The 18,394-nt window shown below is 57.7% G+C and carries 17 protein-coding genes and 1 other RNA gene; 9 read left to right on the top strand and 9 right to left on the bottom strand.

The genetic code is table 11. From position 1 onward, the window contains the following. Positions 1-18: 18 nt before the first annotated feature. The 3 genes from ACOT1A_RS18120 to zapA form a co-directional block, all read right to left on the bottom strand. Positions 19-615 (bottom strand): 5-formyltetrahydrofolate cyclo-ligase, encoded by a 597-nt coding sequence (locus tag ACOT1A_RS18120; RefSeq protein ID WP_022649320.1) that lies wholly within the window; start codon positions 613-615, stop codon positions 19-21. A gap of 24 nt (positions 616-639) precedes the next feature. After that, a non-coding RNA gene (gene ssrS, locus ACOT1A_RS18115) (6S RNA) lies at positions 640-823 on the bottom strand. Between the two features lie 41 nt (positions 824-864). Further along, positions 865-1,194 (bottom strand): cell division protein ZapA, encoded by a 330-nt coding sequence (gene zapA, locus ACOT1A_RS18110; protein ID WP_003860096.1) that lies wholly within the window; start codon positions 1,192-1,194, stop codon positions 865-867. Positions 1,195-1,361: 167 nt separating this feature from the next. Between zapA and ACOT1A_RS18105 the strand changes: the two genes are divergently transcribed. From ACOT1A_RS18105 to ACOT1A_RS18070, 8 genes are all read left to right on the top strand, one after another. Beyond that, positions 1,362-1,940, top strand: coding sequence for a YecA family protein (locus ACOT1A_RS18105; RefSeq protein WP_276170173.1), 579 nt, complete (start codon positions 1,362-1,364; stop codon positions 1,938-1,940). Positions 1,941-1,971: 31 nt separating this feature from the next. Continuing rightward, complete coding sequence (pepP, locus tag ACOT1A_RS18100) at positions 1,972-3,285, top strand: Xaa-Pro aminopeptidase (RefSeq protein WP_150312642.1); 1,314 nt, start codon at positions 1,972-1,974, stop codon at positions 3,283-3,285. Continuing rightward, entirely contained in the window at positions 3,282-4,460 is a 1,179-nt protein-coding gene (gene ubiH / locus ACOT1A_RS18095) for a 2-octaprenyl-6-methoxyphenyl hydroxylase (protein ID WP_108367779.1), read from the top strand. The genes pepP and ubiH overlap by 4 nt, the downstream gene beginning before the upstream one ends. Before the next feature lie 12 nt (positions 4,461-4,472). After that, complete coding sequence (gene ubiI / locus ACOT1A_RS18090) at positions 4,473-5,675, top strand: FAD-dependent 2-octaprenylphenol hydroxylase (protein ID WP_150312635.1); 1,203 nt, start codon at positions 4,473-4,475, stop codon at positions 5,673-5,675. Positions 5,676-6,072: 397 nt separating this feature from the next. Beyond that, positions 6,073-7,167 carry a glycine cleavage system aminomethyltransferase GcvT gene (gene gcvT / locus ACOT1A_RS18085; protein WP_003860107.1) on the top strand — a complete coding sequence of 365 codons (1,095 nt, stop codon included), beginning with the start codon at positions 6,073-6,075 and terminating at the stop codon, positions 7,165-7,167. Between the two features lie 23 nt (positions 7,168-7,190). After that, positions 7,191-7,580, top strand: coding sequence for a glycine cleavage system protein GcvH (gcvH, locus tag ACOT1A_RS18080; protein ID WP_058646291.1), 390 nt, complete (start codon positions 7,191-7,193; stop codon positions 7,578-7,580). A gap of 127 nt (positions 7,581-7,707) precedes the next feature. Further along, on the top strand, positions 7,708-10,581 hold the full coding sequence (gcvP, locus tag ACOT1A_RS18075; protein WP_276170172.1) for an aminomethyl-transferring glycine dehydrogenase: 2,874 nt from the start codon (positions 7,708-7,710) through the stop codon (positions 10,579-10,581). A 70-nt stretch (positions 10,582-10,651) separates the two neighbouring features. Further along, positions 10,652-11,395, top strand: coding sequence for an SDR family oxidoreductase (locus ACOT1A_RS18070; RefSeq protein ID WP_023306889.1), 744 nt, complete (start codon positions 10,652-10,654; stop codon positions 11,393-11,395). A 2-nt stretch (positions 11,396-11,397) separates the two neighbouring features. On the opposite strand, the gene ACOT1A_RS18065 is transcribed toward ACOT1A_RS18070, so the two are convergent. From ACOT1A_RS18065 to ACOT1A_RS18040, 6 genes are all read right to left on the bottom strand, one after another. After that, complete coding sequence (locus ACOT1A_RS18065; protein ID WP_032626112.1) at positions 11,398-11,898, bottom strand: protein disulfide oxidoreductase; 501 nt, start codon at positions 11,896-11,898, stop codon at positions 11,398-11,400. Continuing rightward, complete coding sequence (locus ACOT1A_RS18060) at positions 11,888-12,490, bottom strand: DsbA family protein (RefSeq protein ID WP_150312636.1); 603 nt, start codon at positions 12,488-12,490, stop codon at positions 11,888-11,890. Before ACOT1A_RS18060 ends, ACOT1A_RS18065 begins: the two co-directional genes overlap by 11 nt. Before the next feature lies 1 nt (position 12,491). Beyond that, complete coding sequence (locus tag ACOT1A_RS18055) at positions 12,492-14,501, bottom strand: protein-disulfide reductase DsbD family protein (protein WP_276170171.1); 2,010 nt, start codon at positions 14,499-14,501, stop codon at positions 12,492-12,494. Positions 14,502-14,549: 48 nt separating this feature from the next. Next, entirely contained in the window at positions 14,550-14,909 is a 360-nt protein-coding gene (locus tag ACOT1A_RS18050; protein ID WP_022649310.1) for a hypothetical protein, read from the bottom strand. 124 nt (positions 14,910-15,033) lie between these two features. After that, positions 15,034-16,467 (bottom strand): 6-phospho-beta-glucosidase BglA, encoded by a 1,434-nt coding sequence (bglA, locus tag ACOT1A_RS18045; protein ID WP_022649309.1) that lies wholly within the window; start codon positions 16,465-16,467, stop codon positions 15,034-15,036. A 116-nt stretch (positions 16,468-16,583) separates the two neighbouring features. Then, positions 16,584-17,315 carry a MurR/RpiR family transcriptional regulator gene (locus ACOT1A_RS18040; RefSeq protein ID WP_022649308.1) on the bottom strand — a complete coding sequence of 244 codons (732 nt, stop codon included), beginning with the start codon at positions 17,313-17,315 and terminating at the stop codon, positions 16,584-16,586. A gap of 266 nt (positions 17,316-17,581) precedes the next feature. Here ACOT1A_RS18040 and trhA point away from each other — a divergent pair, with 266 nt between their 5' ends. Continuing rightward, positions 17,582-18,241, top strand: a complete 660-nt coding sequence (trhA, locus tag ACOT1A_RS18035) for a PAQR family membrane homeostasis protein TrhA (RefSeq protein ID WP_022649307.1) — start codon at positions 17,582-17,584, stop codon at positions 18,239-18,241. Positions 18,242-18,394: the final 153 nt, after the last annotated feature.

Here is an 18,394-nt window from a genome sequence, read left to right as displayed (position 1 = left end):
CCGCCACCCGGCTTTGTTCTACCAGGTCCAGGTTTTACTGGGCGTCACCACCGCCGGCAACGGCACATCCCATTTCTCCACGGGTAATGCCTCCACGCCCTGACAATCATGCGCATAGCCCACCGGCTGCAACCCGTACTGCTGCCAGTTTTGTAGCGTTCTGTCGTAAAAACCACCGCCCATTCCCAGGCGCTGTCCCTGCTCGTCAAACGCCACCAGCGGCGTAATCAGCACATCCAGTTCAGATAGCGGCAGCACATCGCGCACGTCGAGTTTGGGTTCGGTGATTTTCAGACGATTCACCACCAGCTCGCTGTGCGGATGGTAGTGCAGAAACAGCAGATTGCCCCGGCTAAAGGGATGCAGCACCGGCAGATAAACTTTTTTCCCGGCGCGCCAGAGCTGGTCGATAAGCGGTTGGGTATCCAGCTCACCATCAAACGAAAGAAACAAGGCGACGGTGTTTGCCATCACCACAGGCGGATAGGCCATCATACGGGCGGCGGCCTGCTGGGCAAACTGTGCCTGTTGTTCGGCGCTTAAGGCACGACGACGCTGGCGAATGAGCTGACGGATATCCTGGCGTGAAGCAGAAACTTCAGGGAATTGAGTCATGGTTGTTGGTAGAAGAAGAGAGAGGGAATCTCCGAGATGCCGCCGCAGGCTGTAACCCTTGAACCCTTGGTTCAAGGTGAATGTGTCGTCATAGTTTTAAGGCTTCTCGGACGGACCGAGCATGCTCACCAACCATGGAGCGCCACATTCTTGTGGTATGAAATATCGGCTCAGGGGACTGGCCCGCTTGCAAACATCTCAGAGAAATTTTGTCTTCACAGTTACTCTACCATAGTCAACTGAGAAGTGTTATTCAAACTTTGGTCCCGGTCTTTCAGGACTGCGACCTTGATCAAGCAATGCCTGTTCAATGGTCTGCTGGAGCATTTTAATGCGCTGCTCCATGCTTGCCGCGTAATCGCGGGTCTTCGCTTTTTCCTGAGTCAGTTCATAGCTGATGTTCAACGCGGCGATGAAAACCAGCTGCTCAGTATTTGTGACTCTAGTGCGTTCTTTTAGATCTTGCAACCGCTGATTCAAATCGTCCGCAGCCTGATTCAAAGCATCCCTTTGTTCAGGCGGACAATTCACTCGCAGTGAACGGCCAAAAATCTGGAGATCGACGGGTTGTGCAGACATGCCACCTTCCTGCTGATTGACTGCGCTGCCTTCGCTTACTGCCCCGGGGGCTGCGAAGGGGCGACACTATAGCTACCCTGATGTGAAGATACAAGCCCTTTTCTGGTATCACCAGGGTCCAAAGTGGTAGCATATCATGAATATCCTCCCTTTGATGACGAATGCGTATGTCTATACAGAACGAAATGCCTGGTTACAAGGATTTAAACCAGTTACTGAACCAGCAGGGAGTCGGTCTAACCCCTGCCGAAATGCACGGTCTGATCAGCGGCATACTGTGCGGCGGAAACAGCGACAGCTCATGGCAGCCGCTGATCCACGACCTCACCAACGAAGGGCTGGCGTTTGGCCACGAACTGGCGGAAGCGCTGCGTAAAATGCACGCCGCAACCAGCGATTCCCTGGAAGACGATGGCTTTCTTTTTCAGCTTTATCTGCCTGAAGGCGACGATGTCTGCGTCTTCGATCGCGCTGATGCGCTTGCGGGTTGGGTAAACCACTATCTGCTTGGCCTGGGCGTGACCCAGCCTAAACTGGATAAAGTGACCGGCGAAGCGGGTGAAGCGATCGACGATCTGCGTAACATCGCCCAGCTCGGCTACGATGAAGACGAAGACCAGGAAGAGCTGGAGATGTCTCTCGAAGAGATCATCGAGTACGTGCGCGTGGCGTCTCTGCTGTGCCACGACAACTTTACGCGCTCGCAGCCGACCGCGCCGGAAGTTCGCAAGCCAACATTACACTAAGAAAAATAACGCACAGGAGGGTGTCATGGTTATCTCCAGTCAAGAGTATTCTCGCCGTCGTCAGGCGCTGCTGGCAAAAATGCAGCCGGGAAGCGCTGCCCTGATTTTCGCCGCGCCGGAAGTGACGCGCAGCGCCGACAGCGAATACCCCTATCGCCAGAGCAGTGATTTCTGGTACTTCACCGGGTTTAACGAGCCGGAAGCGGTACTGGTGCTGATTAAAAGCAATGACACCCACAACCACAGCGTGATTTTCAACCGCGTGCGCGATCTGACTGCGGAAATCTGGTTTGGCCGCCGCTTAGGTCAGGAGGCGGCGCCGGAAAAACTGGGCGTGGACCGCGCGCTGGCCTACAGCGAAATCAACCAGCAGCTCTATCAACTGCTCAACGGCCTGGACGTGCTGTACCACGCGCAGGGTGAATACGCCTATGCGGATGAGATTGTTTTCACTGCGCTGGATAAGCTGCGTAAAGGCTCACGTCAGAATTTGTCTGCACCCGCGACCCTGACAGACTGGAGACCGGTAGTGCACGAGATGCGCCTGTTTAAGTCTGAAGAAGAGCTGAATGTGATGCGCCGCGCGGGCGAAATCAGCGCCCTGGCGCATACCCGCGCCATGGAAAAGTGCCGTCCCGGTATGTTCGAGTACCAGCTTGAAGGGGAAATTCACCATGAATTTAACCGTCACGGCGCGCGCTTCCCGTCCTATAACACCATCGTAGGCGGCGGGGAAAACGGCTGCATTCTGCACTACACCGAAAACGAAAGTGAACTGCGCGACGGCGATCTGGTGCTGATTGACGCCGGCTGTGAATATCAGGGTTACGCGGGCGATATCACCCGTACCTTCCCGGTGAACGGTAAATTCACCCCAGCGCAGCGTGAAATCTATGACATCGTGCTTGAGTCTCTGGAGACTGCGCTGACGCTGTTCCGCCCTGGCACCTCCATTCAGGAGGTTACGGGCGAGGTGGTGCGCATCATGATTACCGGGCTGGTGAAGGTTGGCATTCTGAAAGGCGATGTGGACACCCTTATAACCGAAAACGCCCATCGCCCGTACTTTATGCATGGCCTGAGCCACTGGCTGGGGCTGGATGTGCATGACGTGGGGGCATACGGTCCGGAACGTTCGCGCGTGCTGGAGCCAGGCATGGTGCTGACCGTTGAGCCGGGGCTGTACATCGCGCCGGATGCCGACGTGCCGGAACAGTACCGCGGGATCGGCATTCGTATTGAAGATGACATCGTCATCACCGAAACCGGTAACGAAAACCTGACCGCGACCGTGGTGAAAAAAGCCGACGACATCGAGGCGCTGATGGCGGCGGCACGCGGATGAGCGTAATCATTGTTGGCGGAGGCATGACCGGCGCTACTCTGGCGCTGGCTATTTCGCGGTTAACCCAGGGCCAGCTTCCGGTGCATCTGGTTGAGGCGGTCGCGCCGCAGGCGGCCGATCATCCCGGTTTCGACGCCCGCGCTATCGCGCTGGCGCAGGGAACCTGTCAGCAGCTTGCGCGTATTGGGATCTGGCAGGCGATAGCGGATTGCGCGACGGCGATCGGCACCGTTCACGTCAGCGATCGCGGGCACGCCGGGTTCGTGACGCTGGATGCCCACGATTACCGGATCGAGGCGCTGGGGCAGGTTGTCGAGCTGCATGACGTAGGGCTGCGGCTGTTCCGTCTTTTACAGGACGCGCCTGGCGTCACGCTGCACTGTCCGGCGCGCGTCGCCAGCTTTAACCGCCGTGACGAAGCCGTCAGCGTGACGCTGGACAACGGCACCACGCTGGAGGGGGAACTGCTGGTGGCGGCGGATGGTTCACGCTCCGCGATCGCCACGCAGTGCGGCGTCGAATTGCGCTCTGAACCCTATGGGCAGGTGGCGGTCATCGCTAACGTCTCTACGGCTGGCACGCATAACGGCAGGGCATTTGAGCGCTTCACTGAGCACGGCCCGCTGGCCATGCTGCCGATGTCGAACGGGCGCTGCTCGCTGGTGTGGTGCCATGCGCAGGACCGGGCCGATGAGGTTCTCTCCTGGTCCGACGAACGTTTTAGTTCCGAGCTGCAGAAAGCCTTCGGCTGGCGGCTTGGGCGTATCACCCAGGCCGGAAAACGCGTGGCCTATCCGCTCGCGCTGACGACCGCATCGCAGACTGTCTCCCATCGCGTCGCCCTGGTCGGCAACGCCGCGCAGACGCTGCACCCCATCGCCGGGCAAGGCTTTAACCTTGGCCTGCGCGACGTGATGAGCCTGGCTGAGCTACTGGCGCAGACGTGGAGCGAACAACAGGATTGTGGCGCATACTCAGTGCTGAGCCATTACCAGAAACGACGTCAGGCGGACAAAGCGGCGACCATTGGCGTTACCGACGGTTTAGTCCACCTGTTTGCCAATCGCTGGGCACCGCTGGTTGCGGGTCGCAACCTTGGGCTGATGGCGATGGAACTGTTCATTCCGGCACGTGACGTGCTGGCGCAGCGGACCCTGGGTTGGGTCGCGCGTTAAGGAGTAATCACCGTGCAAAATGTTGATGTCGCCATTGTCGGCGGCGGAATGGTAGGACTGGCGCTGGCCTGTGGTTTACAGGGCAGCGGCCTGCGCGTGGCGGTGCTTGAGCAAAATGCGCCGCAGCCTGTGGCGCAGGATGCACCGCCGGAGCTGCGCGTCTCGGCGATCAATGCCGCCAGCGAAAAGCTACTGACGCACCTTGGCGTCTGGTCTGAAATCGTGGCGCTGCGTGCCAGCTGTTACCATGGCATGGAAGTGTGGGATAAAGACAGCTTCGGCCATATCGCGTTTGACGATGATAGCATGGGCTACAGCCACCTTGGGCACATCGTTGAAAACGCGGTGATCCACCACGCGCTGTGGCAAAAAGCGCAGCAGTGCAGCGACGTCACGCTGATCGCACCGGCGAAACTTCAGCAGGTGGCGTGGGGCGAAAACGACGCGTTTATCACTCTTGAAAGCGGCGACATGCTGACCGCGCGGCTGGTAGTGGGTGCCGACGGCGCCAATTCCTGGCTGCGTAACAAAGCGGATATTCCGCTGACCTTCTGGGATTACCGTCATCACGCCCTGGTTGCCACAATCCGCACCGAAGAGCCGCATGGCGGCGTGGCGCGCCAGATTTTCCACAATGATGGCATTCTGGCCTTCCTGCCGCTTGCCGATCCGCATCTCTGCTCCATCGTCTGGTCTTTAGAGCCGGAGAAAGCGCAGCAGATGCAGGAGGCGACGCCGGACGCCTTTAATCAGGCGCTATGCGTGGCGTTTGATAACCGTCTGGGCCTGTGCACGCTTGAAAGCGAACGCCAGGCGTTTCCGTTAACCGGTCGCTACGCGCGTCAGTTTGCGGCGCACCGTCTGGCGTTGGTGGGGGATGCGGCGCATACGATTCATCCGCTGGCCGGGCAGGGGGTGAACCTCGGCTTTATGGACGCGGCCGAGCTGGTTGAAGAGCTGCGTCGTCTGCATCGGGAAGGTAAAGATATTGGTCAGCATCTGTATCTGCGTCGCTACGAGCGCAGCCGCAAACACAGTGCGGCGATGATGCTGGCGGGTATGCAGGGCTTCCGCGAGCTATTTGCCGGAGCGAACCCGGCGAAAAAACTGCTGCGCGATATCGGCCTCAAACTGGCCGACACCCTTCCCGGCGTCAAACCGCAGCTTCTTCGTCAGGCAATGGGCCTTAACGATCTTCCCGACTGGTTACGTTAATCTCGATCCCCGTCACACTTTATTTTCCCGGCCTTCGCGCCGGGGAAATCTCCTCGTTTGAAATAATCTAATTTCACGTCATTTTTCGCATTAGAAAATCTAATCTTACTATTTTTATGTTACGGAAATTCGGCCCGTTTTTCCGCACGAAATATCACCATCTGCTAAATCCTGTTAGCTCGATGTTAATTTTATGCGGGTTTAATCGCATTTTACCAGTGAATAACTCTGTAGGCTTTTCAGCGATTTTTGGTCATAAGCTAATGTGATGACCCGTTTTACCTTATGGTTAACCGCCGGTTTCGGTGGTAAGTTCAGGTAAAAGAGAACGTTTGCGTCGGCCCTCGATCGCGAGGTCGACACCGGGTTTCACGGTGAATTTTTCAACGAGGAAAAGATGGCTCAACAGACTCCTTTGTACGAACAGCACGTGTTATGCGGCGCCCGCATGGTGGACTTCCACGGCTGGATGATGCCGCTGCACTACGGCTCGCAGATTGATGAGCACCACGCGGTGCGCACCGATGCCGGTATGTTCGACGTGTCTCATATGACGATTGTCGACCTGCGCGGTAGCCGCACCCGGGAGTTTTTGCGTTATCTGCTGGCAAACGACGTCGCCAAACTAAAAACGCCGGGCAAAGCGCTCTATACCGGCATGCTCAATGCCTCTGGCGGCGTGATTGACGACCTCATCGTCTACTACTTCACCGAAGATTTCTTCCGCCTCGTTGTAAACTCCGCCACCCGCGAAAAAGACCTCTCCTGGATTTCCCAACACGCTGAACCTTACGCCATCGACATCACCGTTCGTGACGATCTGTCGCTGATTGCGGTGCAGGGGCCAAACGCCCAGGCGAAAGCCGCGTCTCTGTTCAGCGACGAGCAGCGCAAAGCAACCGAAGGCATGAAGCCGTTCTTCGGCGTGCAGGCGGGGGATCTGTTTATCGCCACCACCGGCTACACCGGTGAAGCGGGCTACGAAATTGCAATGCCAAACGAAAAGGCCGCAGATTTCTGGCGTGCGCTGGTGGAGGCGGGTGTGAAGCCTGCGGGCCTGGGCGCGCGCGATACGCTGCGTCTGGAAGCGGGGATGAACCTCTACGGCCAGGAGATGGACGAAGGCGTCTCACCGCTGGCGGCCAACATGGGCTGGACCATCGCGTGGGAACCGGCTGACCGTGATTTTATTGGCCGTGAAGCGCTGGAGATGCAGCGCGAGAAGGGCACTGAACAGCTGGTTGGCCTGGTGATGAAAGAAAAAGGCGTTCTGCGCGGCGAGCTGCCGGTGCGCTTCACCGATGCCGATGGCAATCATCGCGAAGGCGTGATCACCAGCGGAACGTTCTCCCCGACGCTCGGCTACAGTATTGCACTGGCACGCGTGCCAGCGGGGATTGGCGAAACGGCGGTGGTGCAGATCCGCAACCGCGAAATGCCGGTCAACGTGACCAAACCGATTTTTGTTCGCGCCGGTAAGCCGGTCGCCTAACTATTTTTATCAGGAGAACTTCAATGAGCAATGTGCCAGCAGAACTGAAATACAGCAAAGAACACGAGTGGCTGCGCAAAGAGGCGGACGGCACTTACACCGTTGGGATCACCGAGCACGCGCAGGAACTGCTGGGCGACATGGTGTTTGTTGACCTGCCGGAAGTGGGCGCAACCGTGAGCGCAGGCGACGACTGTGCGGTGGCGGAATCCGTTAAAGCGGCCTCTGACATCTACGCTCCGGTGAGCGGTGAAATTGTTGCCGTGAACGACGCGCTGAGCGACTCCCCGGAGCTGGTGAACAGCGAGCCTTATGAAAGCGGCTGGATCTTTAAGATCAAAGCCAGCGACGAAGCGCAGGTTGCCGCGCTGCTGGATGCGACCGCGTACGAAGCACTACTGGAAGACGAATAACGTTGTGCCGGATGGCGCTGCGCTTATCCGGCCTACAGACCTACGTAGGCCCGGTAAGCGTTAGCGCCACCGGGCAACAGCGTTACAGATAATTACGATTCACTGCACGTTTCAGGAACCATCGCTCATGACACAGACTTTAAGCCAGCTTGAAAACCGTGGCGCCTTCATTGAACGTCACATTGGGCCGGATGCTCAGCAACAGCAGGAGATGCTGAAGATAGTTGGCGCGGATTCATTAAACGCACTGATCGGCCAGATCGTGCCAAAAGACATCCAGCTTGCCACACCGCCGCAGGTAGGCGAGTCCACGACGGAGTTCGCCGCGCTGGCGGAGCTGAAGGCCATCGCCGGCCTTAACAAGCGCTATAAGTCTTATATCGGCATGGGCTACACCAACGTGCAATTACCGCCGGTGATCCTGCGTAATATGCTGGAAAATCCGGGCTGGTACACCGCTTACACCCCGTATCAGCCAGAAGTCTCCCAGGGCCGTCTGGAAGCGCTGCTGAACTTCCAGCAGGTGACGCTGGATCTGACCGGTATGGATATCGCCTCTGCCTCGCTGCTGGATGAAGCCACTGCCGCCGCTGAAGCGATGGCGATGGCGAAGCGCGTGAGCAAGCTGAAAAACGCCAACCGCTTCTTCGTCGCGGCGGACGTGCATCCCCAGACGCTGGACGTGGTGCGCACCCGTGCGGAAACCTTCGGCTTTGAGGTGATTGTCGACGACGCTGACAAAGTGCTGGATCACCAGGACGTCTTCGGCGTGCTGTTACAGCAGGTGGGCACCACCGGGGAAGTGCATGATTACAGCGCGCTGATCGCCGAGCTCAAATCCCGTAAGGTTATTGTTAGCGTCGCCGCTGATTTTATGGCGCTGGTGCTGCTGACGGCGCCAGGTAAACAGGGCGCGGATATTGTCTTCGGCTCAGCGCAACGCTTCGGCGTGCCGATGGGCTACGGCGGCCCGCACGCGGCGTTCTTTGGCGCGAAAGATGAATTTAAACGTTCCATGCCAGGCCGTATTATCGGCGTATCGAAAGATGCCGCCGGTAACACCGCGCTGCGCATGGCGATGCAGACCCGCGAGCAGCATATCCGCCGCGAGAAAGCGAACTCCAACATCTGTACCTCGCAGGTGCTGCTGGCTAACATTGCCAGCTTATACGCGGTGTTCCACGGTCCGGCTGGCCTGAAACGCATTGCCAGCCGCATCCACCGTCTGGCCGATATCCTGGCCTGCGGTCTGCAACAGAAAGGTCTCAGACTGCGTCATGAGCACTACTTCGACACCCTGTGCGTCGAGGTGGCAGACAAAGCGGCCGTGCTGGCGCGCGCCGAGGCAGCACAAATCAACCTGCGCAGCGACATTCACAATGCGGTCGGCATTACGCTGGACGAAAGCACCACCCGTGACGATATCCTGACCCTGTTCAACGTATTGCTGGGTGACGCACAGGGTCTGGACGTTGATACGCTCGACAAAGAGGTTGCGCTCGACAGCCGCTCCATTCAGGAAAGCATGCTGCGCGACGACGCGATCCTGACTCACCCGGTGTTCAACCGCTATCACAGCGAAACCGAGATGATGCGTTACATGCACTCTCTGGAACGTAAAGATCTGGCGCTGAACCAGGCGATGATCCCGCTGGGCTCCTGTACCATGAAGCTGAACGCCGCGGCTGAGATGATCCCAATCACCTGGCCTGAATTCTCCGAGCTGCACCCGTTCTGCCCGGCTGAGCAGGCGGAAGGTTATCACATGATGATCAACCAGCTCTCCGACTGGCTGGTGAAGCTGACCGGGTACGACGCGCTCTGCATGCAGCCGAACTCCGGTGCGCAGGGTGAATACGCCGGTCTGCTGGCGATCCGTCACTATCACGAAAGCCGCAACGAAGGCCACCGCGATATCTGTCTGATCCCAAGCTCTGCCCACGGTACCAACCCGGCTTCTGCCCAGATGGCAGGAATGGAAGTGGTGGTTGTGGCGTGCGACAAAAACGGCAACATCGATCTGGCCGACCTGCGCGCGAAAGCCGAGCAGGCAGGCGACAAACTCTCCTGCATCATGGTGACCTACCCGTCCACCCACGGCGTGTACGAAGAAACGATCCGTGAAGTATGTGAAGTGGTGCATCAGTTCGGCGGCCAGGTTTACCTCGACGGCGCGAACATGAACGCCCAGGTGGGCATTACCTCTCCGGGCTTTATTGGCGCGGACGTGTCGCACCTCAACCTGCATAAAACGTTCTGCATTCCGCACGGCGGCGGCGGCCCGGGCATGGGCCCAATCGGCGTCAAAGCGCACCTGGCACCGTTTGTGCCAGGCCATAGCGTGGTGCAGATTGAAGGCATGCTGACCCGTCAGGGCGCGGTCTCCGCGGCACCGTTCGGCAGCGCCTCTATCCTGCCAATCAGCTGGATGTACATCCGCATGATGGGCGCGGAAGGGCTCAAGCAGGCCAGCCAGGTGGCGATCCTCAACGCCAACTACATCGCAACACGTCTGAAAGACGCCTATCCGGTGCTCTACACCGGCCGCGATGGTCGCGTGGCGCACGAATGCATCCTCGATATTCGTCCTCTGAAAGAAGAGACGGGCATCAGCGAGCTGGATATTGCCAAGCGTCTGATCGACTACGGCTTCCACGCGCCAACCATGTCCTTCCCGGTTGCAGGAACGCTGATGGTTGAGCCGACCGAGTCTGAAAGCAAGGTGGAGCTGGATCGCTTTATCGACGCGATGCTGGCGATCCGCAGCGAAATCGACCGCGTGAAAGGCGGGGAATGGACGCTGGAAGATAACCCCCTGGTTAACGCGCCGCATACCCAGAACGAACTGGTGGCAGAGTGGAACCACGGTTATACCCGCGAGCTGGCTGTCTTCCCGGCAGGTGTGGCAAACAAATACTGGCCAACCGTGAAACGTCTTGATGATGTTTACGGCGACCGTAACCTGTTCTGCTCCTGCGTGCCGATGAGCGAATACCAGTAACGTTGTTCCTGTAGTAACGTAGGCCGGGTAAGGCGAAGCCGCCACCCGGCTTTTTTATTGGGAGAAAAGAATGGCAATTGCATTGGTCACCGGCGCCAGCCGGGGTATTGGTAAAGCCACCGCGCTACAGCTGGCAAGCGAAGGCTACACCGTTGCGGTGAATTTTCATCACAACATCAAAGCCGCGACAGAGGTTATTAATCAGATCGTGGACGCGGGCGGTAAGGCCTTTGCCGTGCGCGCGGATATCAGCGATGAATCGCAGGTGATGGCGATGTTCGACAGCATCGATCGCGAAGGTGAACCGCTCGCCGCGCTGGTGAACAACGCCGGGATTTTGTTTGAACAATCCTCCATCGAAAACCTCTCCGCTGAACGTATTAACCGCGTGCTGTCCACCAACGTCACTGGCTATTTTCTCTGCTGCCGTGAGGCGGTGAAACGCATGTCGCATAAACACGGCGGCAAGGGCGGCGCGATTGTGAATGTCTCCTCGGCGGCCTCACGACTGGGCGCACCGGGGGAGTATGTGGATTATGCTGCCTCCAAAGGGGCCGTGGATTCCCTGACAACCGGCCTCGCGCTGGAGGTGGCGGCGCAGGGCATTCGCGTTAACTGCGTGCGGCCAGGCCTGATTTATACCGATATTCACGCCTCCGGCGGCGAGCCGGGGCGTGTGGATCGGGTGAAGTCGATGTTACCGATGCAGCGTGGCGGTCAGCCGGAGGAGGTCGCCCAGGCCATTACCTGGCTGCTGAGCGACAAAGCCTCCTATGTCACCGGTAGCTTCCTGGAGCTGGCTGGCGGGAAGTAACGCTACGACGCCAGCCACAGCCGCAGGCGCATTCCCCAGCCGCTGGTCCAGCCGGTGGTGATCGACTTCACTTCACCGTGAGAGATCACCACAAGCGTTGGCGTCACCTGAACGTCCCACTGACGCGCCAGTTCTCCGCTGGCGTCGTTGACCGTGGGCATCATCGCCTTCTTCTTTCTCATCCATGTTTCGAGCGTCGCGTTATCGCCTGAGCGCAGCGCAACCGACATCACGTTACCCCCGTCCGCGGCAATCGCCGCCACCGACGGCGTGGTGTAGCGGCAGACGCCGCACCATGTCGCCCAGACGTAGACCAGCAGCGGTCGCTCCTTACTCATGGCGATAAGATCGACGGGCTGACCGTCGAGGGTGTGCAGTGCCGTCGCGGAGAAATTCTGCGGCAGCGCGGGCTGGCGGAAATAGTCCACCGCCAGGCTCACGGCTACGCCAATCAGCAGCCACACGGCCAGCTCGCGCAGCAGGCGCGGAAGCTTACTTGCCACGGGCGTTTGCCAGCTGTTCTTTGACCAGCCCCTCCAGATCGTCATACGGGATTGCGCCCGCCACCATCTGGTCACCGATGATGGTCGCCGGGGTGCCCTGAATATTCAGCACCTGCGCCAGGATCAGGTTCATCTTTACGCTGTCCATGGTTTTATCATCGGTTTTAATGCTGTCCGTCCCGGTCTTCACCTGCGCGGCGGCGATGCTGGCGTCATCGTGATAGCCCTTTTTCATCATCAGCCGCTGGTGTAGTGACCAGAATTGATCCGGCGCCTGCTGCCACGTTGAGAGCGCCGCTTTCGCGGCATTTACCGAGCTTTGTCCCTTGAACGGCAGCAGTTTGATGATGAGCTGCACGTCGGGATTATCGTGCACGATTTTCTCCAGCATTGGGTCGAACTGCTTGCAATACGGGCAGTTGTAGTCTGTGAAGGAGACGATGGTGAGCTTCGGCGATGTCGCGCCGGTTCGCGGGCTGTTGGGGTCGTTAAACAGCAGTTTTGCCAGCTGGTCGTTGGAAGCGTCATCTGACGGTGCGGCGAAACCGAACGTTGATAACGACAGCAGAAGTAAGGCAACAAAGGCTCTCATGTTATTTTCCTTTTGCATCGGACAGGGTGCTCAGCACCGCTTCGCGGCTTAACAACGCAGGCAGCACGTGGCCCTGAGATAATCCCGGTCCGTAGATCTGGTTAAACGGCACGGCGGCGCTGCCGCGCGTGGTTAAAAACTGGCTGATGGTATCTGAGGGACGACTCCAGTCGCCGCGCAGGGCGACAACGTCCGGGGCGGAGAGCGCATCCTGCACGTCGTCGCGCAGCAGCACGTTGTATTTATTGGCTTTACAGGTCACGCACCAGTCGGCGGTCACGTCGACGAACACCCGTTTGTTCTCCGCCAGCGCGCGGACAATGGCCTGCTCGCTGAGCGGCTGCCAGTGAATACGATCGCGGCGGGAGCCCTCGCCGCCGGAGCCGGAAACAAACGCGACTACCCCGGCCACCAGTACAGCTAATACCCCGGCGCGCAGTGCCGTTTGCCAGCGGTAGCGCCAGGCGGTGACCAGCAGCAGCGCAAGGATCAGTAGCACGCCCAGCGTAATGACCGGCAGGCTGCCAATGTGCACCGTCAGCAGGCTCAGCAGCCACAGCGATGAGCCGAGCATCATCATCCCCAGCACTACGCGTACAACGTTCATCCAGCGCCCCGGACGCGGCAACCGCTGGGCCAGCCCCGGCCAGGCCGCCACCAGCAGCCACGGCAGGCTCATGCCGATACCCATCGCCAGGAAGATCCCCCACAGCAGGGGAAGCGGTGCCGCCAGCGCGACCGAGACCGCCGTCCCCAGGAACGGCGCGGTGCAGGGTGTCGCCAGCAGCGTGGCAAACGCGCCTTGCCAGAAATGACCCGCAAGCCCGTTGCCGCCGCGCGTGGCGAGGAAGGTGCTGGCGCCGGAAGGGAGACGGATTTCAAACAACCCCAGCAGGCTGGCGCTGAAGAGCACCATTACCAGCGCCATCGCGGCAATAAACCACGGGTTCTGGAACTGGATCCCCCAGCCGAGCGCCTGATTGCCTAAACGTAATACCGTCATCATCAGCGCCAGTGCGAGGAACGAGATCACGATCCCGGCTACCGATGCAAGAAACTGCCTGCGCACCTGACCCCGCGCCTGCCGTTCGGTTTGCATCAGCGTGCCCAGCTTCATGGCCAGCACCGGCAGCACGCAGGGCATAACGTTGAGGATCAGGCCACCAGCCAGCGCCATCAGCAGCACCCAGCCTAACGGGAGCGTCGGCGCGGCGTTCCCCGGCTCAATGCTCAGGCTGGACTCCTGCGCCTGCCCGCTATCGGCCAGAACCAGTGACAGGGTTTTGCCGCTGAGGTTGGGCGCGGCCTCGCCCCAACTGTCCGTCACGGGCACGGTGGCGACCAGCGAATCACCGCGCACGGTGAGGGCCGGTTTGCCGAAATCAACATCATCCATACCGTCGATAAACAGCGACGGCGCCTGCCAGCCTGCGTCACGCTGCGCCGTTACGGTCAGCTTGCCGGGGGCATAGGTGGCGTTAAGCGTTGAGGTCAACCCGCCGCTGAGGGGAAGGGTGCCCATGGCCCGACTGAAATCGTAATCAAAACTGGCGCCTGCGGATGCGGTCATGTTCAGTGAAAACGGGTAGTCGGTAAGAATACAGACGTTGCTACAGGTGGAGAGAGTCAGCACGCCGCTCAGGATCGTCGGGACGTCGCCCCGCAGAGTGAGGGGAAAGCTGACATCGCCGTGATAGCCCTGCGTGGTGATGCCCGCGACGTCGAAACGCTGCGGCACAGGCCAGCGCCAGATCGCCTCGACGGGCTGATGCCATTTAATCGCGGGTGCGACGCCGCCTTCGCCCGGCGAGCGCCAGTAGGTTTTCCAGCCTTTTTGCAGGGCGACGTCCAGCAGCAGGCGGGTTTCGCCAGTGCTTTCAGGTTGCGCACGCAGCCTGACGCTGGCGTGCTGATTATCGGCGGCGCGCAGCCAGCCGCTGTCGGCAGCCTGGCTGAGGGGCAGCCATAGCCAAAGCAGGCAGACCAGCAGTCGCCTGAATACAGTAAACATAAATTTTCTCCGTAAATGATGAATTAACCTGAAGTAACAGGCGAAGGCTCATTCACGGAAGACGCATAATCGCAGATGCACCCTTAACCGGGGCGGGGAGATAACGCGGGGAGGCCACTGCCGTTCGCGGCGCGGTGGACTGGCTGCCAGCAACGCAAGCAGCAGGGTGACGGCAATCAGGGCGCCTTCAAACAAAACAGGCGGGACCGACATCAGCGACTTGGCGCTTAGCTCACACGGGGTTACCGGTGCGTCGGCACTCTCCTGCCCCTGCTGGACAGACTGGCTCGTGGCGGTGACGTTCATGACAAGCGCGTGCATCCCGGCCATCCGCTGGGCGGTACATATCAGCACCACCAGACAGGCCAGGGCTACAAGCAGGATAGCGTTGCGTTGTCGCTTAATCATGTTCGCCTCAAATATTCAGGATGCCTATATTATCGGGCGAACATATTTTGGCAACGCAAAAGCTGTAAAGAAGTGTCTGGAAGATAAGCAGTTTGCCCTCTCCGCTTGCAGAGAGGGCAAGCCATTACAGCGTTTCGCCGTTGCTGGCAATGACGGTTTTATACCACTCAAAGCTCTTCTTACGGGAGCGGGACATGTCACCGGTGCCGTCGTCGTGCTTGTTGACGTAGATAAAGCCGTAGCGCTTGCTGTACTGGCCGGTGGTGAAGGAGACGCAGTCGATGCAGCCCCACGGGGTGTAGCCCATCAGATCCACGCCGTCCCAGGTCACCGCCTTCATCATCTCTTCCACATGGGCGCGCAGGTAGTCGATGCGGTAGTCATCGTTGATGCTGCCGTCCTCTTCCACCTTGTCGTAGGCGCCGAAACCATTTTCCACGATAAACAGTGGCTTCTGGTAGCGCTCGTACAGTTCACACAGCGAATAACGCAGGCCCACAGGGTCAATCTGCCAGCCCCAGTCGGACGCCTTGACGTGTGGGTTCGGCACGCTGCCCTCGAAGCCGGAAATGGCGTCACCGGTGCCGCCTTCCGCTTTGACCGCGTTGGTCATGTAGTAGCTGAAACCTAAGTAATCGCAGGTGCCTTCACGCAGGATCTGCTCGTCGCCTGCTTCCATTTTGATGGAGAAGCCACGGCGTTCCCACTCGTTCAGCACGTAAGACGGGTAGTAGCCGCGCAGCTGTACGTCGGTAAAGACGTAGCGCTCGCGCATGGATTCCTGAGCAAACATGACATCTTCTGGCTTGCAGGAGTACGGATAGAGCGCCACCATCGCCAGCATGCAGCCGACTTTCATCTCCGGGTTAATGCGGCGGGCGGCTTTCACCGCCAGCGCGCTGGCCACGAACTGGTGGTGCAGCACCTGGTACATGGTCTCTTCCGGGTTGTCGTGCTCGGTATAGACCACGCCAGAGCAGCAGTAGCCGAACAGCGGCGCACGCCAGTTGCGCTGGTTGTTGATTTCGTTGAAGGTCATCCAGTATTTGACCTTATTTTTGTAGCGCTCAAATACCACTTCCGAGAAGCGGACAAAGAAATCGACTACTTTACGGTTGGTCCATCCGCCGTATTCCTGAACGAGGTGCAGCGGCATTTCAAAGTGGGAGAGGGTGATCACCGGCTCGATGTTGTACTTCAGCAGTTCATCGAACATGTCGTCGTAAAACTTCAGCCCCTCTTCGTTTGGCTGAGTTTCGTCGCCTTTCGGGAAGATGCGCGTCCAGGCGATAGAGGTACGGAAACATTTGAAGCCCATCTCGGCAAACAGCTTGATGTCTTCTTTGTAATGGCCGTAAAAGTCGACGGCTTCGTGGTTCGGGTAATATTTGCCTTCAATCACTTCCTGCGTGATTTCACGCGGAACGCCGTGTGCGCCGCCGGTGAGCACGTCGCAAATGCTTGGCCCTTTGCCGCCTTTGTTCCAGCCGCCTTCAACCTGGTGCGCCGCCACCGCGCCGCCCCATAAAAAATCTTTCGGTAAAGTGAGTTTTTTCATCTTTGCTATTCTCAATTCAGGACTTATTGATTTCGAGTCTAGCAAAGCGGAAATAAATGTCACGATATAACATTTTGCGGGAATTGTAATTTGTCACATCAAAAAAACAGGATGTTTTATTCTGTTAATTTCTTCGCCAGTTTCCGGCCTAATGATTCAAGAATATAGATGACGGGAATTTGGGTGGTTATATCGTAAACGCCGCCTATGCGCGTTTGGGGGACATGCCAGGAGAGATTAAAGTCCGCCAGTTTCGCGAGACGAGAATGTTCGTGGCTGGTGACAGAGAGCACCTTGCAGCGATGCAGGCTGAACTGGCTGGCGAAGCGCAGGATTTCCTCGGTTTCTCCGGAGACGGAAAGTACAATGGCCAGCGCATTTTTAGCCATATCGTTAGTGACCGGGAAATAAGGATCGTCGATATGGTTGCTGAATTTCCCGATATTTGAAAAGAAACGTGCGCCATATTTTGCCAGCGATCCGGACGTGCCTGCGCCAACAAAAATAATTCGTTCAGATGATAAAATAATATCGACGGCTTTATCTAATAACGCATCGAACTCTTCGTTATTTACGCTTTTAAAGAAGCTGATAATTTCACTGGCACCAAAATTCGCCTGCTGGGGCTCGTTCTGCTCCAGATAGAGTTTAAAGCGCACCCGAAATTCCGAGTAGCCTTCGCAGTTGAGCTTTCGGCAGAAGCGCAGGATAGTAGTGGTAGAGACTCCCGCCGCATCCGCCAGCTCGCGGATGGTCATGTACATCACTTTGTCACGGTTCTTAATGACATAGTTGTAGACCATCATTTCCAGATTGTTGAGGCTGGCAATGGCGGAATGGCTGAACATACTCACAATGGCTAAACTCGCTGTCGGACACTATCCCTGAAGCATACCATGATGACGAAGGGTGAGAGACGGATTTATCTCCTTGATTATTCAGGTGTTAATGAAATCATTTACACATGTGCGGTGGATTTATTTTGCATTATACTGATTTGTAAGGATAAATATTGATTACGGATTTATTTTAGCTAACAGGTGTTCACTGGAATCATTCTCAGTTAGCATAGACTGGCGATGAATAATCATCTTTTGTTTTCCCGGAGTTAAGTATGGTGAGTAGACCATTAATCGCACAGGGGTATTCGCTGGCTGAGGAAGTAGCCAACAGTATAAGCCATGGCATTGGCCTGGTGTTTGGGATTGTCGGCTTAGTATTGCTGTTGGTGCAGGCGGTAGATACCAACGCCAGCGCGATGGCCATTACCAGCTACAGCCTGTATGGCGGGAGTATGATCCTGCTTTTCCTTGCCTCAACGCTGTATCACGCTATTCCGCATCAACGGGCGAAGATATGGCTCAAGAAATTTGACCACTGCGCAATCTATCTTCTCATTGCAGGCACTTACACGCCATTTTTGCTGGTGGGGCTCAACTCACCGCTGTCGCGTGGCCTGATGATTGTGATCTGGAGCCTGGCGCTGCTGGGGATCCTGTTCAAGCTGACCATCGCGCACCGGTTCAAAGTGTTGTCGCTGGTCACCTATCTGACAATGGGCTGGCTGTCGCTGATTGTGGTGTATCAGTTAGCCATTAAGCTGGCGGTGGGGGGCGTGACGCTTCTGGCGGTGGGCGGAGTGATCTACTCGCTGGGCGTGATTTTCTACGTCTGCAAGCGTATCCCGTACAACCATGCCATCTGGCACGGCTTTGTGCTGGGCGGCAGCGTGTGCCACTTTCTGGCAATTTATCTGTATGTTGGTCAGGTGTAGTTTTTTTGTAAGGTGCGGTCTGATGCCCTCACCCCGACCCTCTCCCACAGGGCTGAGGGTTCCCCAGTAATTTTTTATGCAGAAGCAATAAAGTTGCTTTCTAAATGACTGAGGGCTGTCAGCGATGCCCTGGTCCGGCTGTAAATCGCTGAG

Origin of the sequence: Enterobacter cloacae complex sp. SYL003 (genome assembly GCF_049236925.1) — a bacterium.
GTDB classification, from domain to species: Bacteria; Pseudomonadota; Gammaproteobacteria; order Enterobacterales; family Enterobacteriaceae; genus Enterobacter; species Enterobacter intestinihominis.
The sequence above is the reverse complement of the archived record's forward strand: the minus strand, read 5'-3'. Positions and strand labels throughout refer to the sequence as shown.

Coding starts and splice junctions, on each gene's coding strand:
- ACOT1A_RS18120 (WP_022649320.1), bottom strand. CDS start 615: ATGACTCAATTCCCTGAAGTTTCTGCTTCACGCCAGGATATCCGTCAG.
- zapA (WP_003860096.1), bottom strand. CDS start 1,194: ATGTCTGCACAACCCGTCGATCTCCAGATTTTTGGCCGTTCACTGCGA.
- ACOT1A_RS18105 (WP_276170173.1), top strand. CDS start 1,362: ATGTCTATACAGAACGAAATGCCTGGTTACAAGGATTTAAACCAGTTA.
- ubiH (WP_108367779.1), top strand. CDS start 3,282: ATGAGCGTAATCATTGTTGGCGGAGGCATGACCGGCGCTACTCTGGCG.
- gcvT (WP_003860107.1), top strand. CDS start 6,073: ATGGCTCAACAGACTCCTTTGTACGAACAGCACGTGTTATGCGGCGCC.
- gcvH (WP_058646291.1), top strand. CDS start 7,191: ATGAGCAATGTGCCAGCAGAACTGAAATACAGCAAAGAACACGAGTGG.
- gcvP (WP_276170172.1), top strand. CDS start 7,708: ATGACACAGACTTTAAGCCAGCTTGAAAACCGTGGCGCCTTCATTGAA.
- ACOT1A_RS18070 (WP_023306889.1), top strand. CDS start 10,652: ATGGCAATTGCATTGGTCACCGGCGCCAGCCGGGGTATTGGTAAAGCC.
- ACOT1A_RS18060 (WP_150312636.1), bottom strand. CDS start 12,490: ATGAGAGCCTTTGTTGCCTTACTTCTGCTGTCGTTATCAACGTTCGGT.
- ACOT1A_RS18055 (WP_276170171.1), bottom strand. CDS start 14,501: ATGTTTACTGTATTCAGGCGACTGCTGGTCTGCCTGCTTTGGCTATGG.
- ACOT1A_RS18050 (WP_022649310.1), bottom strand. CDS start 14,909: ATGATTAAGCGACAACGCAACGCTATCCTGCTTGTAGCCCTGGCCTGT.
- bglA (WP_022649309.1), bottom strand. CDS start 16,467: ATGAAAAAACTCACTTTACCGAAAGATTTTTTATGGGGCGGCGCGGTG.
- ACOT1A_RS18040 (WP_022649308.1), bottom strand. CDS start 17,315: ATGTTCAGCCATTCCGCCATTGCCAGCCTCAACAATCTGGAAATGATG.
- trhA (WP_022649307.1), top strand. CDS start 17,582: ATGGTGAGTAGACCATTAATCGCACAGGGGTATTCGCTGGCTGAGGAA.